This window comes from Palleronia rufa, assembly GCF_000743715.1.
Classification (GTDB): Bacteria; Pseudomonadota; Alphaproteobacteria; order Rhodobacterales; family Rhodobacteraceae; genus Palleronia; species Palleronia rufa.
Map to the genome: position 1 here is coordinate 149,210 of NZ_JQEY01000001.1, position 14,721 is coordinate 163,930.

13 protein-coding genes are annotated in these 14,721 nt (G+C 65.6%); 2 read left to right on the top strand and 11 right to left on the bottom strand.

The window, feature by feature from the left end; translation table 11 throughout:
- The first annotated feature begins 25 nt into the window (after positions 1–25).
- Complete coding sequence (locus KW83_RS00660) at positions 26–607, top strand: hypothetical protein (RefSeq protein ID WP_051928076.1); 582 nt, start codon at positions 26–28, stop codon at positions 605–607.
- A 94-nt stretch (positions 608–701) separates the two neighbouring features.
- Positions 702–1,343, top strand: a complete 642-nt coding sequence (locus KW83_RS00665; RefSeq protein ID WP_036173080.1) for a hypothetical protein — start codon at positions 702–704, stop codon at positions 1,341–1,343.
- A gap of 57 nt (positions 1,344–1,400) precedes the next feature.
- Here the strand turns inward: KW83_RS00665 and KW83_RS00670 are convergent, their stop codons facing one another.
- From KW83_RS00670 to nuoG, 11 genes are all read right to left on the bottom strand, one after another.
- Positions 1,401–3,068 (bottom strand): ribonuclease J, encoded by a 1,668-nt coding sequence (locus KW83_RS00670; protein ID WP_036173083.1) that lies wholly within the window; start codon positions 3,066–3,068, stop codon positions 1,401–1,403.
- Positions 3,068–3,844 carry a type III pantothenate kinase gene (locus tag KW83_RS00675; RefSeq protein WP_036173087.1) on the bottom strand — a complete coding sequence of 259 codons (777 nt, stop codon included), beginning with the start codon at positions 3,842–3,844 and terminating at the stop codon, positions 3,068–3,070. Before KW83_RS00675 ends, KW83_RS00670 begins: the two co-directional genes overlap by 1 nt.
- Before the next feature lie 13 nt (positions 3,845–3,857).
- A complete protein-coding gene (locus tag KW83_RS00680) occupies positions 3,858–4,595 on the bottom strand; it encodes a biotin--[acetyl-CoA-carboxylase] ligase (protein WP_036173090.1) in 738 nt (245 codons plus the stop codon).
- Entirely contained in the window at positions 4,585–6,024 is a 1,440-nt protein-coding gene (gene nuoN, locus KW83_RS00685; RefSeq protein ID WP_036173093.1) for an NADH-quinone oxidoreductase subunit NuoN, read from the bottom strand. Before nuoN ends, KW83_RS00680 begins: the two co-directional genes overlap by 11 nt.
- 13 nt (positions 6,025–6,037) lie before the next feature.
- Positions 6,038–7,588, bottom strand: coding sequence for an NADH-quinone oxidoreductase subunit M (locus KW83_RS00690; RefSeq protein WP_036173096.1), 1,551 nt, complete (start codon positions 7,586–7,588; stop codon positions 6,038–6,040).
- Position 7,589: 1 nt separating this feature from the next.
- Positions 7,590–9,767: an NADH-quinone oxidoreductase subunit L gene (nuoL, locus tag KW83_RS00695; RefSeq protein ID WP_036173099.1), complete on the bottom strand. Its 2,178-nt coding sequence runs from the start codon at positions 9,765–9,767 to the stop codon at positions 7,590–7,592.
- 4 nt (positions 9,768–9,771) lie between these two features.
- Positions 9,772–10,077 (bottom strand): NADH-quinone oxidoreductase subunit NuoK, encoded by a 306-nt coding sequence (nuoK, locus tag KW83_RS00700; RefSeq protein ID WP_036173102.1) that lies wholly within the window; start codon positions 10,075–10,077, stop codon positions 9,772–9,774.
- A 198-nt stretch (positions 10,078–10,275) separates the two neighbouring features.
- Complete coding sequence (locus KW83_RS00705; protein WP_036173105.1) at positions 10,276–10,887, bottom strand: NADH-quinone oxidoreductase subunit J; 612 nt, start codon at positions 10,885–10,887, stop codon at positions 10,276–10,278.
- Positions 10,888–10,971: 84 nt separating this feature from the next.
- A complete protein-coding gene (gene nuoI, locus KW83_RS00710; protein ID WP_036173108.1) occupies positions 10,972–11,466 on the bottom strand; it encodes an NADH-quinone oxidoreductase subunit NuoI in 495 nt (164 codons plus the stop codon).
- A 4-nt stretch (positions 11,467–11,470) separates the two neighbouring features.
- On the bottom strand, positions 11,471–12,508 hold the full coding sequence (nuoH, locus tag KW83_RS00715; RefSeq protein WP_036173110.1) for an NADH-quinone oxidoreductase subunit NuoH: 1,038 nt from the start codon (positions 12,506–12,508) through the stop codon (positions 11,471–11,473).
- A 186-nt stretch (positions 12,509–12,694) separates the two neighbouring features.
- Positions 12,695–14,716 (bottom strand): NADH-quinone oxidoreductase subunit NuoG, encoded by a 2,022-nt coding sequence (gene nuoG, locus KW83_RS00720; protein ID WP_036173114.1) that lies wholly within the window; start codon positions 14,714–14,716, stop codon positions 12,695–12,697.
- Positions 14,717–14,721: the final 5 nt, after the last annotated feature.

Below are 14,721 nucleotides of genomic sequence, written 5' to 3' on the forward strand. Positions count from 1 at the left end.
ACCCGCGTCCTTCAAGGAGACACCTATGAGCGAGCACCGTTCGGGCACCATCGGGGCACAGATCAAGGCGACGTCACGGGTCGTCGGGCTGGCGCTGGTGTTCTTCGCGATCTTCCTGGCGGTCTTCGTGATCGACCGACAGCTCTTCGCGCGGGAGATCATCTTCTACAACGCGCTGGTCTGCCTGTTCCTGGTGACGGCGGTCTTGGCCGCCATCTGGGCGGCTGCGGCACTCTCCGGCCGGTCCGACCGGCGCGGCCATGTCCCCATCGCCATCGTGCTGGCCCTGTTCATCGGATATTCCTTTGCCATCACCGTGCCGGCGCTCATCGACCGGTCGATCTCTTTCTTCATGCTGGCCAAGGCCGCGGAGGCTGGTGAAAACGGCGTGACGGTGCGCTCTCTCGAGCAGGATTTCTACGACGAGTTCCTGCTGGCCAATGGCGCGATCCCCCGGCGGCTTGAGGAACAGGTCGTCTCCGGCAACCTTGCCCGCGACGGCGACACCTACCGGCTGATTCCCCGGGGCCGGTCGGTCTATGACCTGCATCAGGCGCTTCTATCCATCTTCCGCGCCGATCTGGCCTATGGCACCGATCCGGGCTGATCCGCACCGCTGCCGCCCGGGCACAGGAACGAAACCCGCCCGGGCGGCACTGGGTCGGTTGCCGGGGACACTGCGCGGGCCTAGTTCTTCTACCATGACGCGAATCGTATTGCTTGCCTTCCTTGCCGTCGCCGCCCTGCCCGCCCGGGCACAGGATGTCTGCCGCGCCGACATAAACTCGACCGAATTGATGATCGACCGCGACGCGCTGAAGACCGGCCGACCTGGTTTGCGGGAGCGACTGGGCAATTGGCCCACCCGCGGGTTCGACCGTCTGCGCGGCAAGGCGCCGGTCTGCGACAGCGAGACGCTGATCGCGTTTTTGTCGGAGGAGGTCGACGCGGAGGATATCTCTGGCTATTGCCTCGCCCCCGATCCGACGCTGGGATATATTCTGGCGCCGGGCGCGCGGGATTATCGCGGGCGCTGCGCCAAGACGACCTGCGACCGGGTGAACGCGGCCAGGGACGGGGCTGTTGCGGTGGCGGGCACGGCGACGGATATCGCCACGAAGCGCAGCGCCGGCCAGAGCCGGACGCGGGCCGTGCTCCATGCCTCGGGGGCGTCGATCCTTACCGGCTCGGCGGCCTCGATCCTGACGTCGCTGGGCACCGGGGCGAGCACGGCCGTTACCGCCGCGCTGGCCGCCCCGGCCGTCGCAGGCGCCGCCGCGGTAAGCCTGGTGGCCGTTGGCGGTGCCGTCTATCTGTGTTCGGACGGCACGCCCGAGGAGTGAGAAAGGGCGAGGGGCCTGCCCCTCGCGCTCCCCGGGATATTTCCGGAAAGATGAAGGTCAGGACAGGCGCGAGACCACCACGGTGACCTCGGGCTTGCGCCCGATCTCCTGGTTGGCGGTCTGCCGCGCGACGCGGCGGAGCAGGTCGTCAAGCTTGTCGTCATCCAGGATGGTCCTGTCGTCGGCGCGGCGCAGCGCCTGGTCGAGATCGGCCTCCATCACCTCTGTCAGCGCGGTGCCGGAGCGGCCCGTTTCCGGCAGGCCCATGACATCGACCCAGGGTTCTCCCAGCGGATTGTCGTCCTCATCCAGGATCACCGACACGGTGACCTGGCCGTTCAGCGCCATGCGGATCCTGTCGCGGACGACGCCGTCCATGGCGCCGATCTGCACCGACCCGTCGAGGTAGCTGCGCCCCGTCTCAACATACTCGACGACCTGGGGTTCGTTGCCCGAGAGCGAGATGCAGGTGCCGTTGGGGGCCATCACGCCGGTGCGGCCGTGCGCCTTCGCCAGCTTCACGTGTTCGCGCAGATGACGGTGTTCGCCATGCATGGGGATGACGATCTGCGGTTTCACGATATCGTGGATCGCCAGTATGTCGGGCCGGTTGGCGTGGCCGGAGACGTGGTAGCGCCCGTCATCGTCGTCCTGCACATCCACACCGAGTTCCGACAGGGCATTCATGACCGCGATCACGCCGCGCTCGTTGCCTGGGATCGTCTTGGAGGAAAAGAGGAACGTGTCGCCCTCATCCAGCTTCAGGCCCATGTACTTGCCGCGGCTCAGCTGCGCGGAGGCGGCGCGGCGTTCGCCCTGCGACCCGGTCACGATCAGCATGACGTTGCCGCGCGGCAGTTGCGCGGCATCGTCGGGGCTGATGGTGGGGGGAAACTCCTGCAGCACCCCGGCTTCGGTGCTGGCCTCTATCATGCGGCGCATGGCGCGGCCCATGAGGCAGACCGAGCGTCCCGCATCCACGCCGGCGCGCGCCAGGGTCCGTACCCGCGCCACGTTCGAGGCGAAGGTGGTGGCCACGACCATGCCGCTTTGTTCCGACACGAAGCGGGTGATCTCCGGACCGACGGTCGATTCGGAGCGGCCTTCGTTCTTTGAAAACACGTTGGTCGAATCGCAGACCAGCGCCTTGACGCCGTCCTTGGCGACGGAACGCCACAGGTCCGGGTCAAACGCCTCTCCGACACCGGGGGCGTAGTCGATCTTGAAGTCGCCGGTGTGGATGACGCGCCCTTCCGGCGTATCGATCACCATGCTGGAGCTTTCCGGGATCGAATGCGACACCGGCAGGAAGCCGACAGAGAACGGTCCCAGCTGGATCGTCTCCGGCCAGGGCTGGCGGGTCTGCACCTTGTCGGGGTTGTGGCCCTGCTCTTCCATCTTGCGCCGCGCATGGAGCGCGGTGAACGCGCGGGCATAGACCGGCGCGCCGATGCGGGACCACAGGTGCCCGACGGCGCCGACGTGGTCCTCATGGGCATGGGTGATGAAGATCCCGTCGACGCGATCCTTGCGCTCTTCCAGCCAGGCGATGTCGGGAAAGATCAGGTCCACGCCGGGCGTCGTGTCCATGTCCGGGAAGGTCACGCCCAGGTCCACGACGATCAGGCGCTCCTTGCCCGGCGCCCCGTATCCGTAAACGTAGCAGTTCATACCGATTTCGCCCGCCCCCCCGAGGGGCAGGTAGATCAAGCGATCCTTGGCCATTATTCTTGCATTTCCTTGTTGTAGCGATGGATCACGGTCAGGCCGTGCATCGTCAGATTGTCCTCGAACACGTCGAAGAGCGTGTCACCCTGCTGGAAGAGAGGCGCCAGGCCGCCGGTTCCGATGACCTTCATGGGGCGCGCGCGCTCATCCTTGATGCGCTGCACCACACCTCCCACAAGGCCGATATATCCCCAGAACACCCCCGACTGCATGCAGTCCACGGTATTGGTGCCAACGACATGGGGCGGCATGGTCACGTCCACAAGAGGCAATGCCGCCGCAGCCTCATGGAGCGCCTGCAGCGACAGGTTCACGCCGGGCGCGATCACGCCGCCCACATAGGCTCCGTCGCGGTCCACCACGTCGAACGTGGTGGCGGTTCCGAAATCGACGATGATCAGGTCGCCGCCGTAGAGATCGTTGCCGGCGACGCTGTTGACCAGCCGGTCGGGACCCACCTGCGTGCCTGCGTCCACCCGAGTCTCGATCGGGAGGGCGCAGTCGGGCTTGCCCACGACGACGGGGCGGCAATCGAAGTATCGGTTGCACAGGACGCGCAGGTTGAACACGACCCTCGGCACGGTGGATGAGACGATGACCTCCGACACCTTGGCGTCGATCCCGCGCAGTTGCATCAGCGTCGAGAGCCAGACGTAATACTGGTCCGCGGTGCGGTTGACTTCGGTCGCGGTGCGCCAGGTCTCGACGAAGCGGGTCCCGTCCCAGAGGGCGAAGACCGCGTTGGTGTTTCCCACGTCGATAGCCAGAAGCACGGGCGGTTCCTTCTCAGAAATACACGTCCGCGGCGGGGATGCGGCGCTCTCCCGCGGGGGTCGAGAGTACCAGGCGCCCGGCCTCGTCCACGGACTCGAACCGGCCGGTGATTTCCTCATTCCCGGTACGGGCGGTGATGATCTCACCCAGGCGGGCGGCGTGGCGGAGCCAGGATTCGCGGATCGGCTCGAACCCCAGGCGGGTCAGGATCGACTCCTGCGTGGCATAGAAGCCGGCCAGCGTGGTCAGGAACACCTCCACATCGACATCCCGGCCCAGGGCCACGGGCGGAAAGGCCGCGTCGCGCAGACCGTCCGGAACGGCCGCCAGGTTCACGCCGATGCCGATGGCCAGCCAGTCGATCCGGTCGCCGCTGGCGGCCGATTCCAGCAAGATGCCGGCCACCTTGCCACCGTCCAGAAGCACATCGTTGGGCCATTTCAGCGACAGGCGCGACCGCGGCACCAGCATCGCCAGCGCCTCGAACACCGCGTTGGCCGCCATGAAAGAGCGTAGCGCCGCCCAGCCGGCTGTCCCGCCCGGCCGCATCACCAGCGTCGCGGCCAGATTGCCCATCGGCGTCTGCCAGGTCCGTCCACGGCGTCCCCGTCCGCCGGTCTGTTCGCGGGCCAGGATCCAGGTCGGGTAGTCCAGTTCCGACGCGATCCGGGCCGCCTCTGCGTTGGTGCTGTCGCAGGTGTCGCGGACGATCAGCCGGTAGCCCTCCGGCCAGGCGGGTTCACTCGACAAGGGCACTGGCCGCGGCGGCGGCGGGACCCTCGATGCCGAAGAGGTTCACCACGCCTACCACCATGATCAGCGCCGAGACCATCAACACCCCCCAGAGCACCGGCTGCGAGGTGCTGTCGAGCGCGTCGCTCTCGGTACCGAAATACATCAGATAGACGATGCGCAGATAGTAGTAGGCCGCGATCGCGGAGGCGACGACGCCCAGCACCGCCAGCCAGCCGAGATCCGCGCCGACGGCGGCCGTCAGCACGTAGTACTTGGCGAAGAACCCGACCAGCGGCGGCACCCCGGCCATGGAAAACATCAGCACCAGCATCGCCAGGGCCCTCGTCGGCTCATTGCGGGCGTAAAGGTTCAGCGCGTCGATCTCCACCACCGGCTTGCCGTCCTTCTCCATCCCCAGGATGAAGGCGAAGGTTCCGATGTTCATGGTCACGTAGATCGCCAGATAGATCAGCATGGCCTGCACGCCGAAGGCCGTGCCCGCCGCCAGCCCCATCAGCGCAAAGCCCATGTGGTTGATCGAGGAATAGGCCATCAGCCGCTTGATGTCGCGCTGCCCGATGGCGGCGACGGCGCCCAGAAACATCGACGCCACCGACAGGACCGCGATGACCTGCTGCCAATCGCTCACCACGCCGCCGAACGCATCGTGCAGCACCCGCGCGAAAAGGCTCATGGCCGCAACCTTCGGCGCGGTGGCGAAAAAGGCGGTGACCGGGGTGGGCGAGCCTTCGTAGACATCTGGCGTCCACATGTGGAACGGCGCGGCAGAGACCTTGAAGGCCAGCCCCGCCGCGATGAACACCAGCCCGAACAGCAGTCCCAGGGAAATGGTGCCCTCTCCCGCGGCGGCGATGATGCCCGAAAACAGCGTCGTGCCCGCGAACCCGTAGGTCAGTGACGCGCCATAGAGCAATAGCCCCGAGGACAGCGCGCCGAGAACGAAATACTTCAGCCCGGCCTCTGTGGACCTGATCGAGTTGCGCCGCAGCGACGCGACCACGTAGAGCGACAGCGACTGAAGCTCCAGCCCCATATAGAGGGTCATCAGGTCGCCGGCGGAGACCATGACCATCATCCCGATCACCCCAAGCGCGACCAGGATCGGATACTCGAACCGCAGAAGATCGCGGCGCGACATGTATTCCTCGCTCATCACCAGAACGACGGCGGCGGAAATCAGGATCATCACCTTGGCAAAGCGGGAGAACGCGTCGTCGATGAACAGCCCTCCGAAGGCTGCGCGTCCCGCATGGCCCGACACGCCGACCCAGAAGGCCAGCGCGACGAACAGTCCGGCAGTGACCCACAGCAGCATCGAGGCGCGCCTGTCCTTGCCCGCATAGGCGCCGAAGAGCAGCGCGCCGAGGGCGTAGAGCGCCAGCAGGAACTCAGGCAGGATGGTCGAGAAATCGGCAGAGCTCATGGCACCTGGCCTCTCACTGATCTGTTGACGCCAGGGACGGACCGGACGCGGCGCCCGCCGCGTCCAGCGCGGTTTGATAGCTGTCGAGCAGCGCCGCAACGTCCGGTCCGATGCGGTCGGTGACAAGGCTGGGATAGACGCCCAGAAGGATCGTCATGGCCACCAGCGGCGCGAAGATCCATTTCTCGCGCGGGCCGAGATCCTTGATGGTCTTCAGGCTCTCCTTGATCAGGTCGCCCATCACCACCCGGCGATAGAGCCACAGCGCATAGGCCGCCGACAGGATCACGCCGGACGTCGCCACGGCGGCGACCCAGGTGTTGGCCTGGAACAGACCCATGAGGGTCAGGAACTCCCCCACGAAGCCGCTGGTCCCCGGCAGGCCCACGTTTGCCATCGTGAACAGCATGAAGATCAGCGCATAGACGGGCATCCGGTTCACCAGGCCACCGTAGGCGTCGATCTCCCGCGTGTGCATCCGGTCGTAGATCGCGCCGACGCAGAGAAAAAGCGCGCCAGAGATGAAACCGTGGCTGATCATCTGAAAGATCGCCCCGTCCAGCCCCTGCTGGTTGGCCGAGAAAATGCCCGCCGTCACGTATCCCATGTGCGCGACGGAGGAATAGGCGATGAGCTTCTTCATGTCGGTCTGCGCAAGCGCGACCAGGGAGGTATAGACGATCGCAATGGCCGAGATCCACAGCACGAATCCGGACAGCAGGTCGGAGGCGACCGGGAACATCGGCAGGGAAAAGCGGATGAACCCGTAGCCGCCCAGCTTCAGCAGGATCGCCGCCAGAACCACCGATCCGGCCGTCGGCGCCTGAACGTGGGCGTCGGGAAGCCAGGTGTGGACCGGCCACATGGGCAGCTTGACCGCGAAGCTGGCGAAGAACGCCAGCCACAGAAGCGTCTGCAATCCGCCGACGATCTGGAAGCCAAGCACGCTCATGGTGCCGGAGCTGAACTCATGCTCCAGCAGGGCGGGAATGTCGGTGGTGCCAGCATCGACATACATCGCCAGCATGGCGACCAGCATCAGAACAGAGCCGAGGAACGTGTAGAGAAAGAACTTGAACGCGGCGTAGATCCGGTTCTGACCGCCCCAGATGCCGATGATCAGGAACATCGGGATCAGGCCGCCCTCGAAGAACAGGTAGAAAAGGATCAGGTCGAGCGCCACGAACACGCCCAGCATGAACGTCTCCAGCACCAGGAACGCGATCATGTATTCCTTGACGCGGGTGTCCACATTCCAGGCCGACAGGATCACCAGCGGCATCAGGAAGGTGGTCAGCAGCACGAACAGGATCGAGATCCCGTCAACCCCCACCTTGTAGGTCAGGCCGCCGATCCAGGTGTGCGCCTCGACGAACTGGAAGCCCGCGCCCGGCTCGAACTGTGCCAGCAGGATCAGCGACAGAAGAAAGCTCGCCGTGGTGGCGATCAGCGCCAGATACTTGGCGTTCTTCTGCGACGCGGCGTCGTCGCCCCGCAGAAACAGCGCCAGGATGACCGCGGCCACCACCGGCAGGAAGGTGACGATGGAAAGCAGGCTGTCCATATCAGTTGGACCCTCCAAGGGTCATCCAGGTAATGAGGATGGCGATGCCCAGCACCATGGCGAAGGCATAGTGGAACAGGTACCCGCTCTGCGCGCGCCCCGCCAGGCGGGTGAAGAACGGCACGATCCCCATGGCCACACCGTTGATCGCGCCGTCGATCACCGACCCATCGCCCCGGCGCCACAGGAACCGCCCCAGCCAGCGCGCGCCCCTGACGAAGACCGCGTTGTAGATCTCGTCGAAATACCACTTGTTCAGCAGGAACAGGTAGAGCGGCCGGGCCGCGTCCGCGACCCGCCCCGGCATGGCCGGGTCGCGGATATACATCTGGAATGCCGCGCCGAAGCCCAGCAGCATCGCCACGAACGGGCTGACCTTGACCCAGACCGGCGAATAATGGGCCTTTTCCATGACCTCGTTCTCCGGGGCTTTGTAGATCGCGCCGGAGCCGGGCGCCCAGCCCGCGACCGTCGCATCCGGTTCCGCGCCCTCGCCGCTCTCTGCATTATCGGACGCTGCGGCCTGCTCGCCTGCGGCGCCCGACGTCGGCTCGGTCACGTCCGACGCCGCCTCGGCAAGATCGCCCTCCGCCGCCGCCCGCACGGCGGCCGCCACACTCTCGCCCTCTGCCGCTGCGGTGTGGGTGGGCACGCCGAAGAACCGGTCGACCTGCGCTTCGTCGCCGAAAAACGACCCGTACCAGACCATACCCGAGAACACCGCCCCCAGCGACAGCACGCCCAGCGGCACCAGCATGCTCATCGGGCTTTCGTGGGCGTGCTCATGGGTGTGCCTGTCGCCCCTGGGCTTGCCGTAGAAGGTCAGGAACATCAGCCGCCAAGAATAGAAACTGGTGAAGAGCGCGGCGACCACCAGCAGCCAGAAGGCATACATTCCGGGGCCCGACTGCGCGCCCCAGGCGCTCTCGATCACCGCATCCTTGGACAGGAACCCGGCGAACCCAATGCTCGTCAGCGGAATGCCCACGCCGGTGATCGCCAGCGTGCCGATCATCATCGCCCAGAACGTGTAGGGCAGCTTGGTCCTGAGACCGCCGTAGTTCCGCATGTCCTGCTCGTGGTGCATCCCGTGGATGACCGAACCGGCACCCAGAAACAGCAGCGCCTTGAAGAACGCGTGGGTCAGCAGGTGGAACATCGCCACCGAATAGACCCCGACCCCAGCGGCCACGAACATGTAGCCCAGCTGCGAACAGGTCGAATAGGCGATGACGCGCTTGATGTCGGTCTGGACCAGCCCCACGGTCGCCGCGAAGAACGCGGTGGACGCGCCGATGACCGTCACGAAGGCGGTGGCGTTCGGGGCGAATTCCATGATCGGGGACATGCGGACGATCAGGAACACGCCCGCCGTCACCATCGTGGCCGCATGGATCAGCGCGGAGACCGGCGTCGGCCCCTCCATGGCGTCCGGCAGCCAGGTGTGCAGGAACAACTGCGCCGACTTGCCCATGGCGCCGATGAACAGAAGTACCGCCACCACCTCTGACGCGGTCCAGTCGCGCCACAAAAACCGCAACTGCGTGTTCGCAAGCTCAGGCCCGGCGGCGAAGATGTCGTTGAACTGGGTCGAATCGACCAGCAGGAACAGCGCGAAGATCCCCAGGGCAAAGCCGAAGTCGCCGACCCGGTTGACCACGAAGGCCTTGATCGCGGCGGCGTTGGCCGACGGTTTGCGATAGTAGAATCCGATCAGCAGGTAGGACGCAAGGCCCACCCCCTCCCAGCCGAAGAACATCTGCACCAGGTTGTCGGCCGTCACCAGCATCAGCATGGCGAAGGTGAAGAACGACAGATAGGCGAAGAACCTCGGCCGGTAGCTCTCGGTCTCACGGAAGTTTTCGTCATGGGCCATGTAGCCGAACGAGTAGAGATGCACGAGCGCCGAGACCGTCGTGATGACGATCAGCATGATCGCCGTCAGCCGGTCCAGCCGGATCGCCCAGTCGGTCGAAAGGCTGCCGGACTGGATCCAGCGCAGGATCTGGATGCGCTGCATGTCCCCGTCGAAGCCGATGAACACGACCCAGCTGAGCAGCGCCGACAGGAACAGCAGGCCCGTCGCGGTCCACTGGGCCGGCTTTTCGCCGATGAAACGATGTCCGAACCCGCAGATCAGCGCGCCGATCAGCGGGGCGAAGAGGATGATCGTGGTCATGGCCTCAGCCCTTCATCACGTTGATATCCTCGACCGCGATGGTGCCGCGGTTGCGGAAGAAGCAGACCAGGATGGCAAGGCCGATAGCGGCCTCCGCGGCGGCGACGGTAAGCACGAACAGCGTGAACACCTGCCCGACCAGATCGCCCAGATGCGCCGAAAACGCGACCAGGTTGATGTTCACCGCCAGCAGCATCAGTTCGATCGACATCAGGATGATGATGACATTCTTGCGGTTCAGAAACAGGCCGAAGATGCCGATCACGAACAGCGCGGCGGCCACGGTCAGGTAGTGCTCAAGTCCGATCATCTTCTGTCCCTCGGCTCTTTTGCCGCCGGTCCTAGACCGTCGCCCCGCGATGGTCCATCGCCTGCCTGCGGAAACTCAGAGGAAGCCATACCCGCCGACGGCCACGACGACGACAACGACGACGATCACGATGATGGTGGTATTGGACATGAGTTATCTCCTGGGTGCGGCGCAGGGCGCCATGGGTTGATTGCCGGGTCAGAGGCCCTGCCCCGACTTCACGTCCTTCAGCTCCATCGCCTTGGCCGGGTCGCGCAGGATCTGATCGACGATGTTCTGCCGCTTGACGTCGGTGCGGTGGCGCAGGGTCAGCACGATGGCGCCGATCATGGCGACCAGCAGGATCAGCCCGGCCAGCTGGAACAGCAGCAGATACCTGTCATAGACCAGTTGTCCGATGGCGCGCGTGTTGGTTGTCTCCGCACCGCCCGAGGGGGCGGCCACGTTCGCCGCCGCCAGGTCGCTGGTCTGCCAGACCCCGAAGGCGATTCCCAGCTGCATCAGGATCACCACACCGATCAGCAGCGCCAGCGGCATGTATTTCGCCATCTCGGCCTTCAGTTCGGCGAAATTCACGTCGAGCATCATCACCACGAAGAGAAACAGCACAGCCACCGCGCCCACGTAGACGATCACCAGCAGCATCGCCACGAACTCCGCGCCCAGCAGCACGAATAGCCCCGCGGAACTCAAGAACGCCAGGATCAGCCACAGGACCGAATGGACCGGGTTGCGCGCGATCACGGTGAACAGTCCGGCGCTGACCACCAGCACGGCGAAGAGATAGAAGGCGAAGTCGGCGGGGGTCATTGCGGGTCCTCGATCCTGTCCGTCCGGCGCGCGGTCCGAGCCATGTCGCGGAGCGTGAGGGTGTCGGGTTCGTCTGTCATCATCTCACCTGTAGGGCGCGTCGATTTCCAGATTGCGGGCGATCTCTGCCTCCCAGCGGTCGCCGTTCTCCAGAAGCTTGGCCTTGTCGTAGAACAGCTCCTCGCGGGTTTCGGTGGCGAATTCGAAATTCGGCCCTTCGACGATGGCATCCACCGGGCAGGCTTCCTCGCAGAAGCCGCAGTAGATGCACTTGGTCATGTCGATGTCGTAGCGGGTGGTCCGGCGCGACCCGTCCTCGCGCGGTTCGGCGTCGATGGTGATGGCCTGCGCCGGGCAGATCGCCTCGCACAGTTTGCACGCGATGCAGCGTTCCTCACCGTTGGGGTAGCGGCGCAGCGCGTGTTCGCCCCGGAACCGCGGGCTGATCGGCCCCTTTTCGTGCGGATAGTTCAGCGTCGCCTTGGGGGCGAAGAAATATTTCAGCCCCAGGCGCATCCCCTTCCAGAAGTCGAAAAGCAGCCAGTACCGGCCGGCGCGGACATAGTCGAAATCCGACATGGGATCAGCCTCCTGTGGCCCAGCGGGCATAGGCGCCGCCGAAAAGTTCGAAATGCGCGAAGAACGACACCAGCACGACCCAGATCAGGCTGAACGGCAGGAATACCTTCCAGCCCAGCCGCATCAACTGGTCATAGCGAAAGCGCGGGACGATCGCCTTCACCATCGCGAAGAGGAAGAAGAAGAACGCCATCTTCAGGATCATCCAGAACGCGCCGTCCGGCAGGAACGGGATCGGCGACAGCCAGCCGCCGAAGAACAGGATCGCGATGACCGCGCTCAGCAGCCACATGGCGATGTATTCGCCCGCCATGAACAACAGGAACGGGGTCGAGGAATATTCCACCTGATAGCCGGCCACCAGCTCTGATTCCGCCTCCGGAAGGTCGAAGGGCGGCCGGTTGGTCTCGGCCAGGCAGGAGATGAAGAACAGGAACACCATCGGGAAATGCGGCAGCCAGTACCAGTTGAACAGCCCCAGACCCCCGTCCTGAGCGCGCACGATGTCCGAAAGGTTCAGCGATCCGGTGGTGATGATGACGCCGATGATGATCAGGCCCAGCGACACCTCGTATGAGATCATCTGCGCCGCCGACCGGAGCGAACCCAGGAACGGATACTTGGAGTTCGACGCCCAGCCGCCCATGATGACGCCATACACCTCCAGCGACGAGACCGCGAAGATGAACAGGATCGCCACGTTGATGTCGGCCAGAACCCAGCCGTCGGCGAAGGGGATCACCGACCAGGCCAGGACCGCCAGAACGAAGGACACCAGCGGCGCCATCAGGAACACGGTCCGGTCCGATCCGGCCGGGATGACGATTTCCTTGAGGATGTATTTCAGGGCGTCGGCCACGGTCTGAAGCAGCCCGAACACGCCCACCACGTTCGGACCGCGCCGCATCTGGACCGCGGCCCAGACCTTGCGGTCGCCGTAGACCAGGAACAGCAGCGACACCATGACGAAGCCCAGCACCATGAGCGACTGCGCGGCGACGATCAGCGTAACGCCCAGCGGTGTGGAAAAGAAACCGTCCATCAAGTAACCCTCGGGTCAGATCGTGGGGGCGCCGGCAAGGCGGCTCCCGGCCAACCGTGTCTCGGCGTCGTGGGCCGGCCCTGGGGCCGGCTGCGCGCGCGTGACCGTGTAAACCGCATCTCCGCGCCGAATGCCACCCTCTTCGACGGGGGGCGGGCCGCGGACCGTGGCTGGCCTGCCATGCGCCTACTCCGCCGCCAGCGGCGCCGCCTTGCGGGATTTCGCATGGGCCGAAAGCTCGGCCATCAGCGGGCTGGCGCGGCAGATCGGATTGACCAGGTAATGGTCCGCGACCGTCTCCTCGAACCGGCCGGAGCCCAGGTCGCCGGCCTCAAGGGGGCCGATCTCGTTCAGCGGCACCTGGTCGATGGCCTTCAGATGCGGCACATCGCCATAAAGCGCGCGGCGCAGGTCGCGCAAAGAGTCGTAGGGCAGCGCCGACCCCAGCTCGGCCGAAAGCGCGCGCAGGATCGCCCAGTTCTCCTTGGCCTCTCCCGGCGGGAAGTTGGCGCGCAGCGCCAGCTGCGGGCGGCCTTCGGTGTTGACGAAGATTCCCTGCTCTTCCGTATAGGCGGCGGCGGGCAGGATGATGTCGGCGCGGTGTGCGCCGCGATCGCCATGGCTGCCCTGGTAGATCACCGTCGGCCCCTGCGGCAGGTCGATCTCATCGACGCCCAGCGCATAGATCACATCGGCCCCGTCGAGCGCGGCGTCGAGTCCCCCGTCGGTCACCGCGCCGACGTCCATGGCGCCCACGCGGGACGCCGCGCCATGCAGGATCAGGATCCCGGAATTTGCGGCCCCGGCCATGTCCACACAGGTCTTCAGCACCGCCGCACCATCGGCGGCGCGCAGGGCCGACTGGCCGATCACGATGACGCCGGCCGTCTCCGCCTGCTCGCCGTGGTCCATGCCGGCCAGGGTCTTCAGCGCCGCACGGTCGTCGCCAAGCTCGCGCACCTCGTAGGTCAGGTCGGCCTTTGCCCCGATCCGGCCCACGGTCGCGCCGCGCAGCCATGCCTTGCGGATGCGGCTGTTGATCACCGGCGCCTCCAGGCGCGGGTTGGTGCCGATCAACAGGATGCGCCCGGCATCGTCCAGGTCCTCGATCGTCGCCGTGCCCGCATAGGCGCCGCGATTGCCGGGGACCAGCGCCTCGCCGTGAAGGCGGCATTCCACGCGGCCCCCCAGCCCCTCGACCAGACCTTTCAGTGCATAGGCGGCCTCCACGGGCGCAAGATCGCCCACCAGCCCGGCGACGGTCTTGCCTTTCATCGCCCTGGCCGCGGCGGCAAGCGCCTCCGGCCAGGTGGCGGGCCGCAGCTTGCCGTTCTCGCGCAGGTAGGGCCTGTCCAGACGCTGCCGCTTCAACCCGTCCCAGACATAGCGGGACCGGTCGGACAGCCATTCCTCATTGGTGCCGTCGTGGTTGCGGGGCAGGATGCGCATGACCTCGCGCCCCTTGGTATCCACGCGGATGCTGGAGCCGAGCGCGTCCATGACGTCGATGGTCTCGGTCTTGGTCAGCTCCCAGGGCCGCGCGGTGAAGGCATAGGGCTTGGATGTCAGCGCGCCCACGGGGCAGAGATCGACGATATTGCCCTGCATTTCCGAATCGAGCGTCTGGCCCAGATAGGACGTGATCTCTGCATCCTCGCCGCGCCCGGTCTGGCCCAGTTCGGGCATCCCCGCCACCTCGGTGATGAAGCGCACGCAGCGGGTGCAGGAAATGCAGCGCGTCATATGCGTGCCGACAAGCGGGCCCAGATCCATGTTGGTCACAGCACGCTTGGGCTCGCGGTAGCGAGAGAAATCGACCCCGTAGGCCATCGCCTGGTCCTGCAGGTCGCATTCGCCGCCCTGGTCGCAGATCGGGCAGTCGAGCGGGTGGTTGATGAGCAGGAACTCCATCACCCCCTCGCGCGCCTTCTTCACCATCGGAGAGGTGGTCTTGATCTGCGGCAGCTGCCCGTCCGGGCCACCGCGCAGGTCGCGCACCTGCATCGCGCATGAGGCGGCGGGCTTCGGCGGTCCGCCCACGACCTCTACCAGGCACATGCGGCAGTTGCCGGCGATGGACAGCCGCTCATGGTAGCAGAAGCGGGGGATCTCGATGTCCGCGACCTGCTCGCAGGCCTGAAGAAGGGTCATGGCCGGATCGACCTCAACCTCATGCCCGTCGATGATGATCTTGCGAAGCTCGCTCATGCCCA

What these genes read in the sequence shown, in the direction of transcription:
- KW83_RS00660 (WP_051928076.1), top strand. Translation starts at nt 26, where the DNA reads ATGAGCGAGCACCGTTCGGGCACCATCGGGGCACAGATCAAGGCGACG.
- nuoL (WP_036173099.1), bottom strand. Translation starts at nt 9,767, where the DNA reads ATGACCACGATCATCCTCTTCGCCCCGCTGATCGGCGCGCTGATCTGC.
- nuoH (WP_036173110.1), bottom strand. Translation starts at nt 12,508, where the DNA reads ATGGACGGTTTCTTTTCCACACCGCTGGGCGTTACGCTGATCGTCGCC.
- KW83_RS00665 (WP_036173080.1), top strand. Translation starts at nt 702, where the DNA reads ATGACGCGAATCGTATTGCTTGCCTTCCTTGCCGTCGCCGCCCTGCCC.
- KW83_RS00690 (WP_036173096.1), bottom strand. Translation starts at nt 7,588, where the DNA reads ATGGACAGCCTGCTTTCCATCGTCACCTTCCTGCCGGTGGTGGCCGCG.
- nuoI (WP_036173108.1), bottom strand. Translation starts at nt 11,466, where the DNA reads ATGTCGGATTTCGACTATGTCCGCGCCGGCCGGTACTGGCTGCTTTTC.
- KW83_RS00705 (WP_036173105.1), bottom strand. Translation starts at nt 10,887, where the DNA reads ATGACCCCCGCCGACTTCGCCTTCTATCTCTTCGCCGTGCTGGTGGTC.
- nuoN (WP_036173093.1), bottom strand. Translation starts at nt 6,024, where the DNA reads ATGAGCTCTGCCGATTTCTCGACCATCCTGCCTGAGTTCCTGCTGGCG.
- KW83_RS00670 (WP_036173083.1), bottom strand. Translation starts at nt 3,068, where the DNA reads ATGGCCAAGGATCGCTTGATCTACCTGCCCCTCGGGGGGGCGGGCGAA.
- nuoK (WP_036173102.1), bottom strand. Translation starts at nt 10,077, where the DNA reads ATGATCGGACTTGAGCACTACCTGACCGTGGCCGCCGCGCTGTTCGTG.
- nuoG (WP_036173114.1), bottom strand. Translation starts at nt 14,716, where the DNA reads ATGAGCGAGCTTCGCAAGATCATCATCGACGGGCATGAGGTTGAGGTC.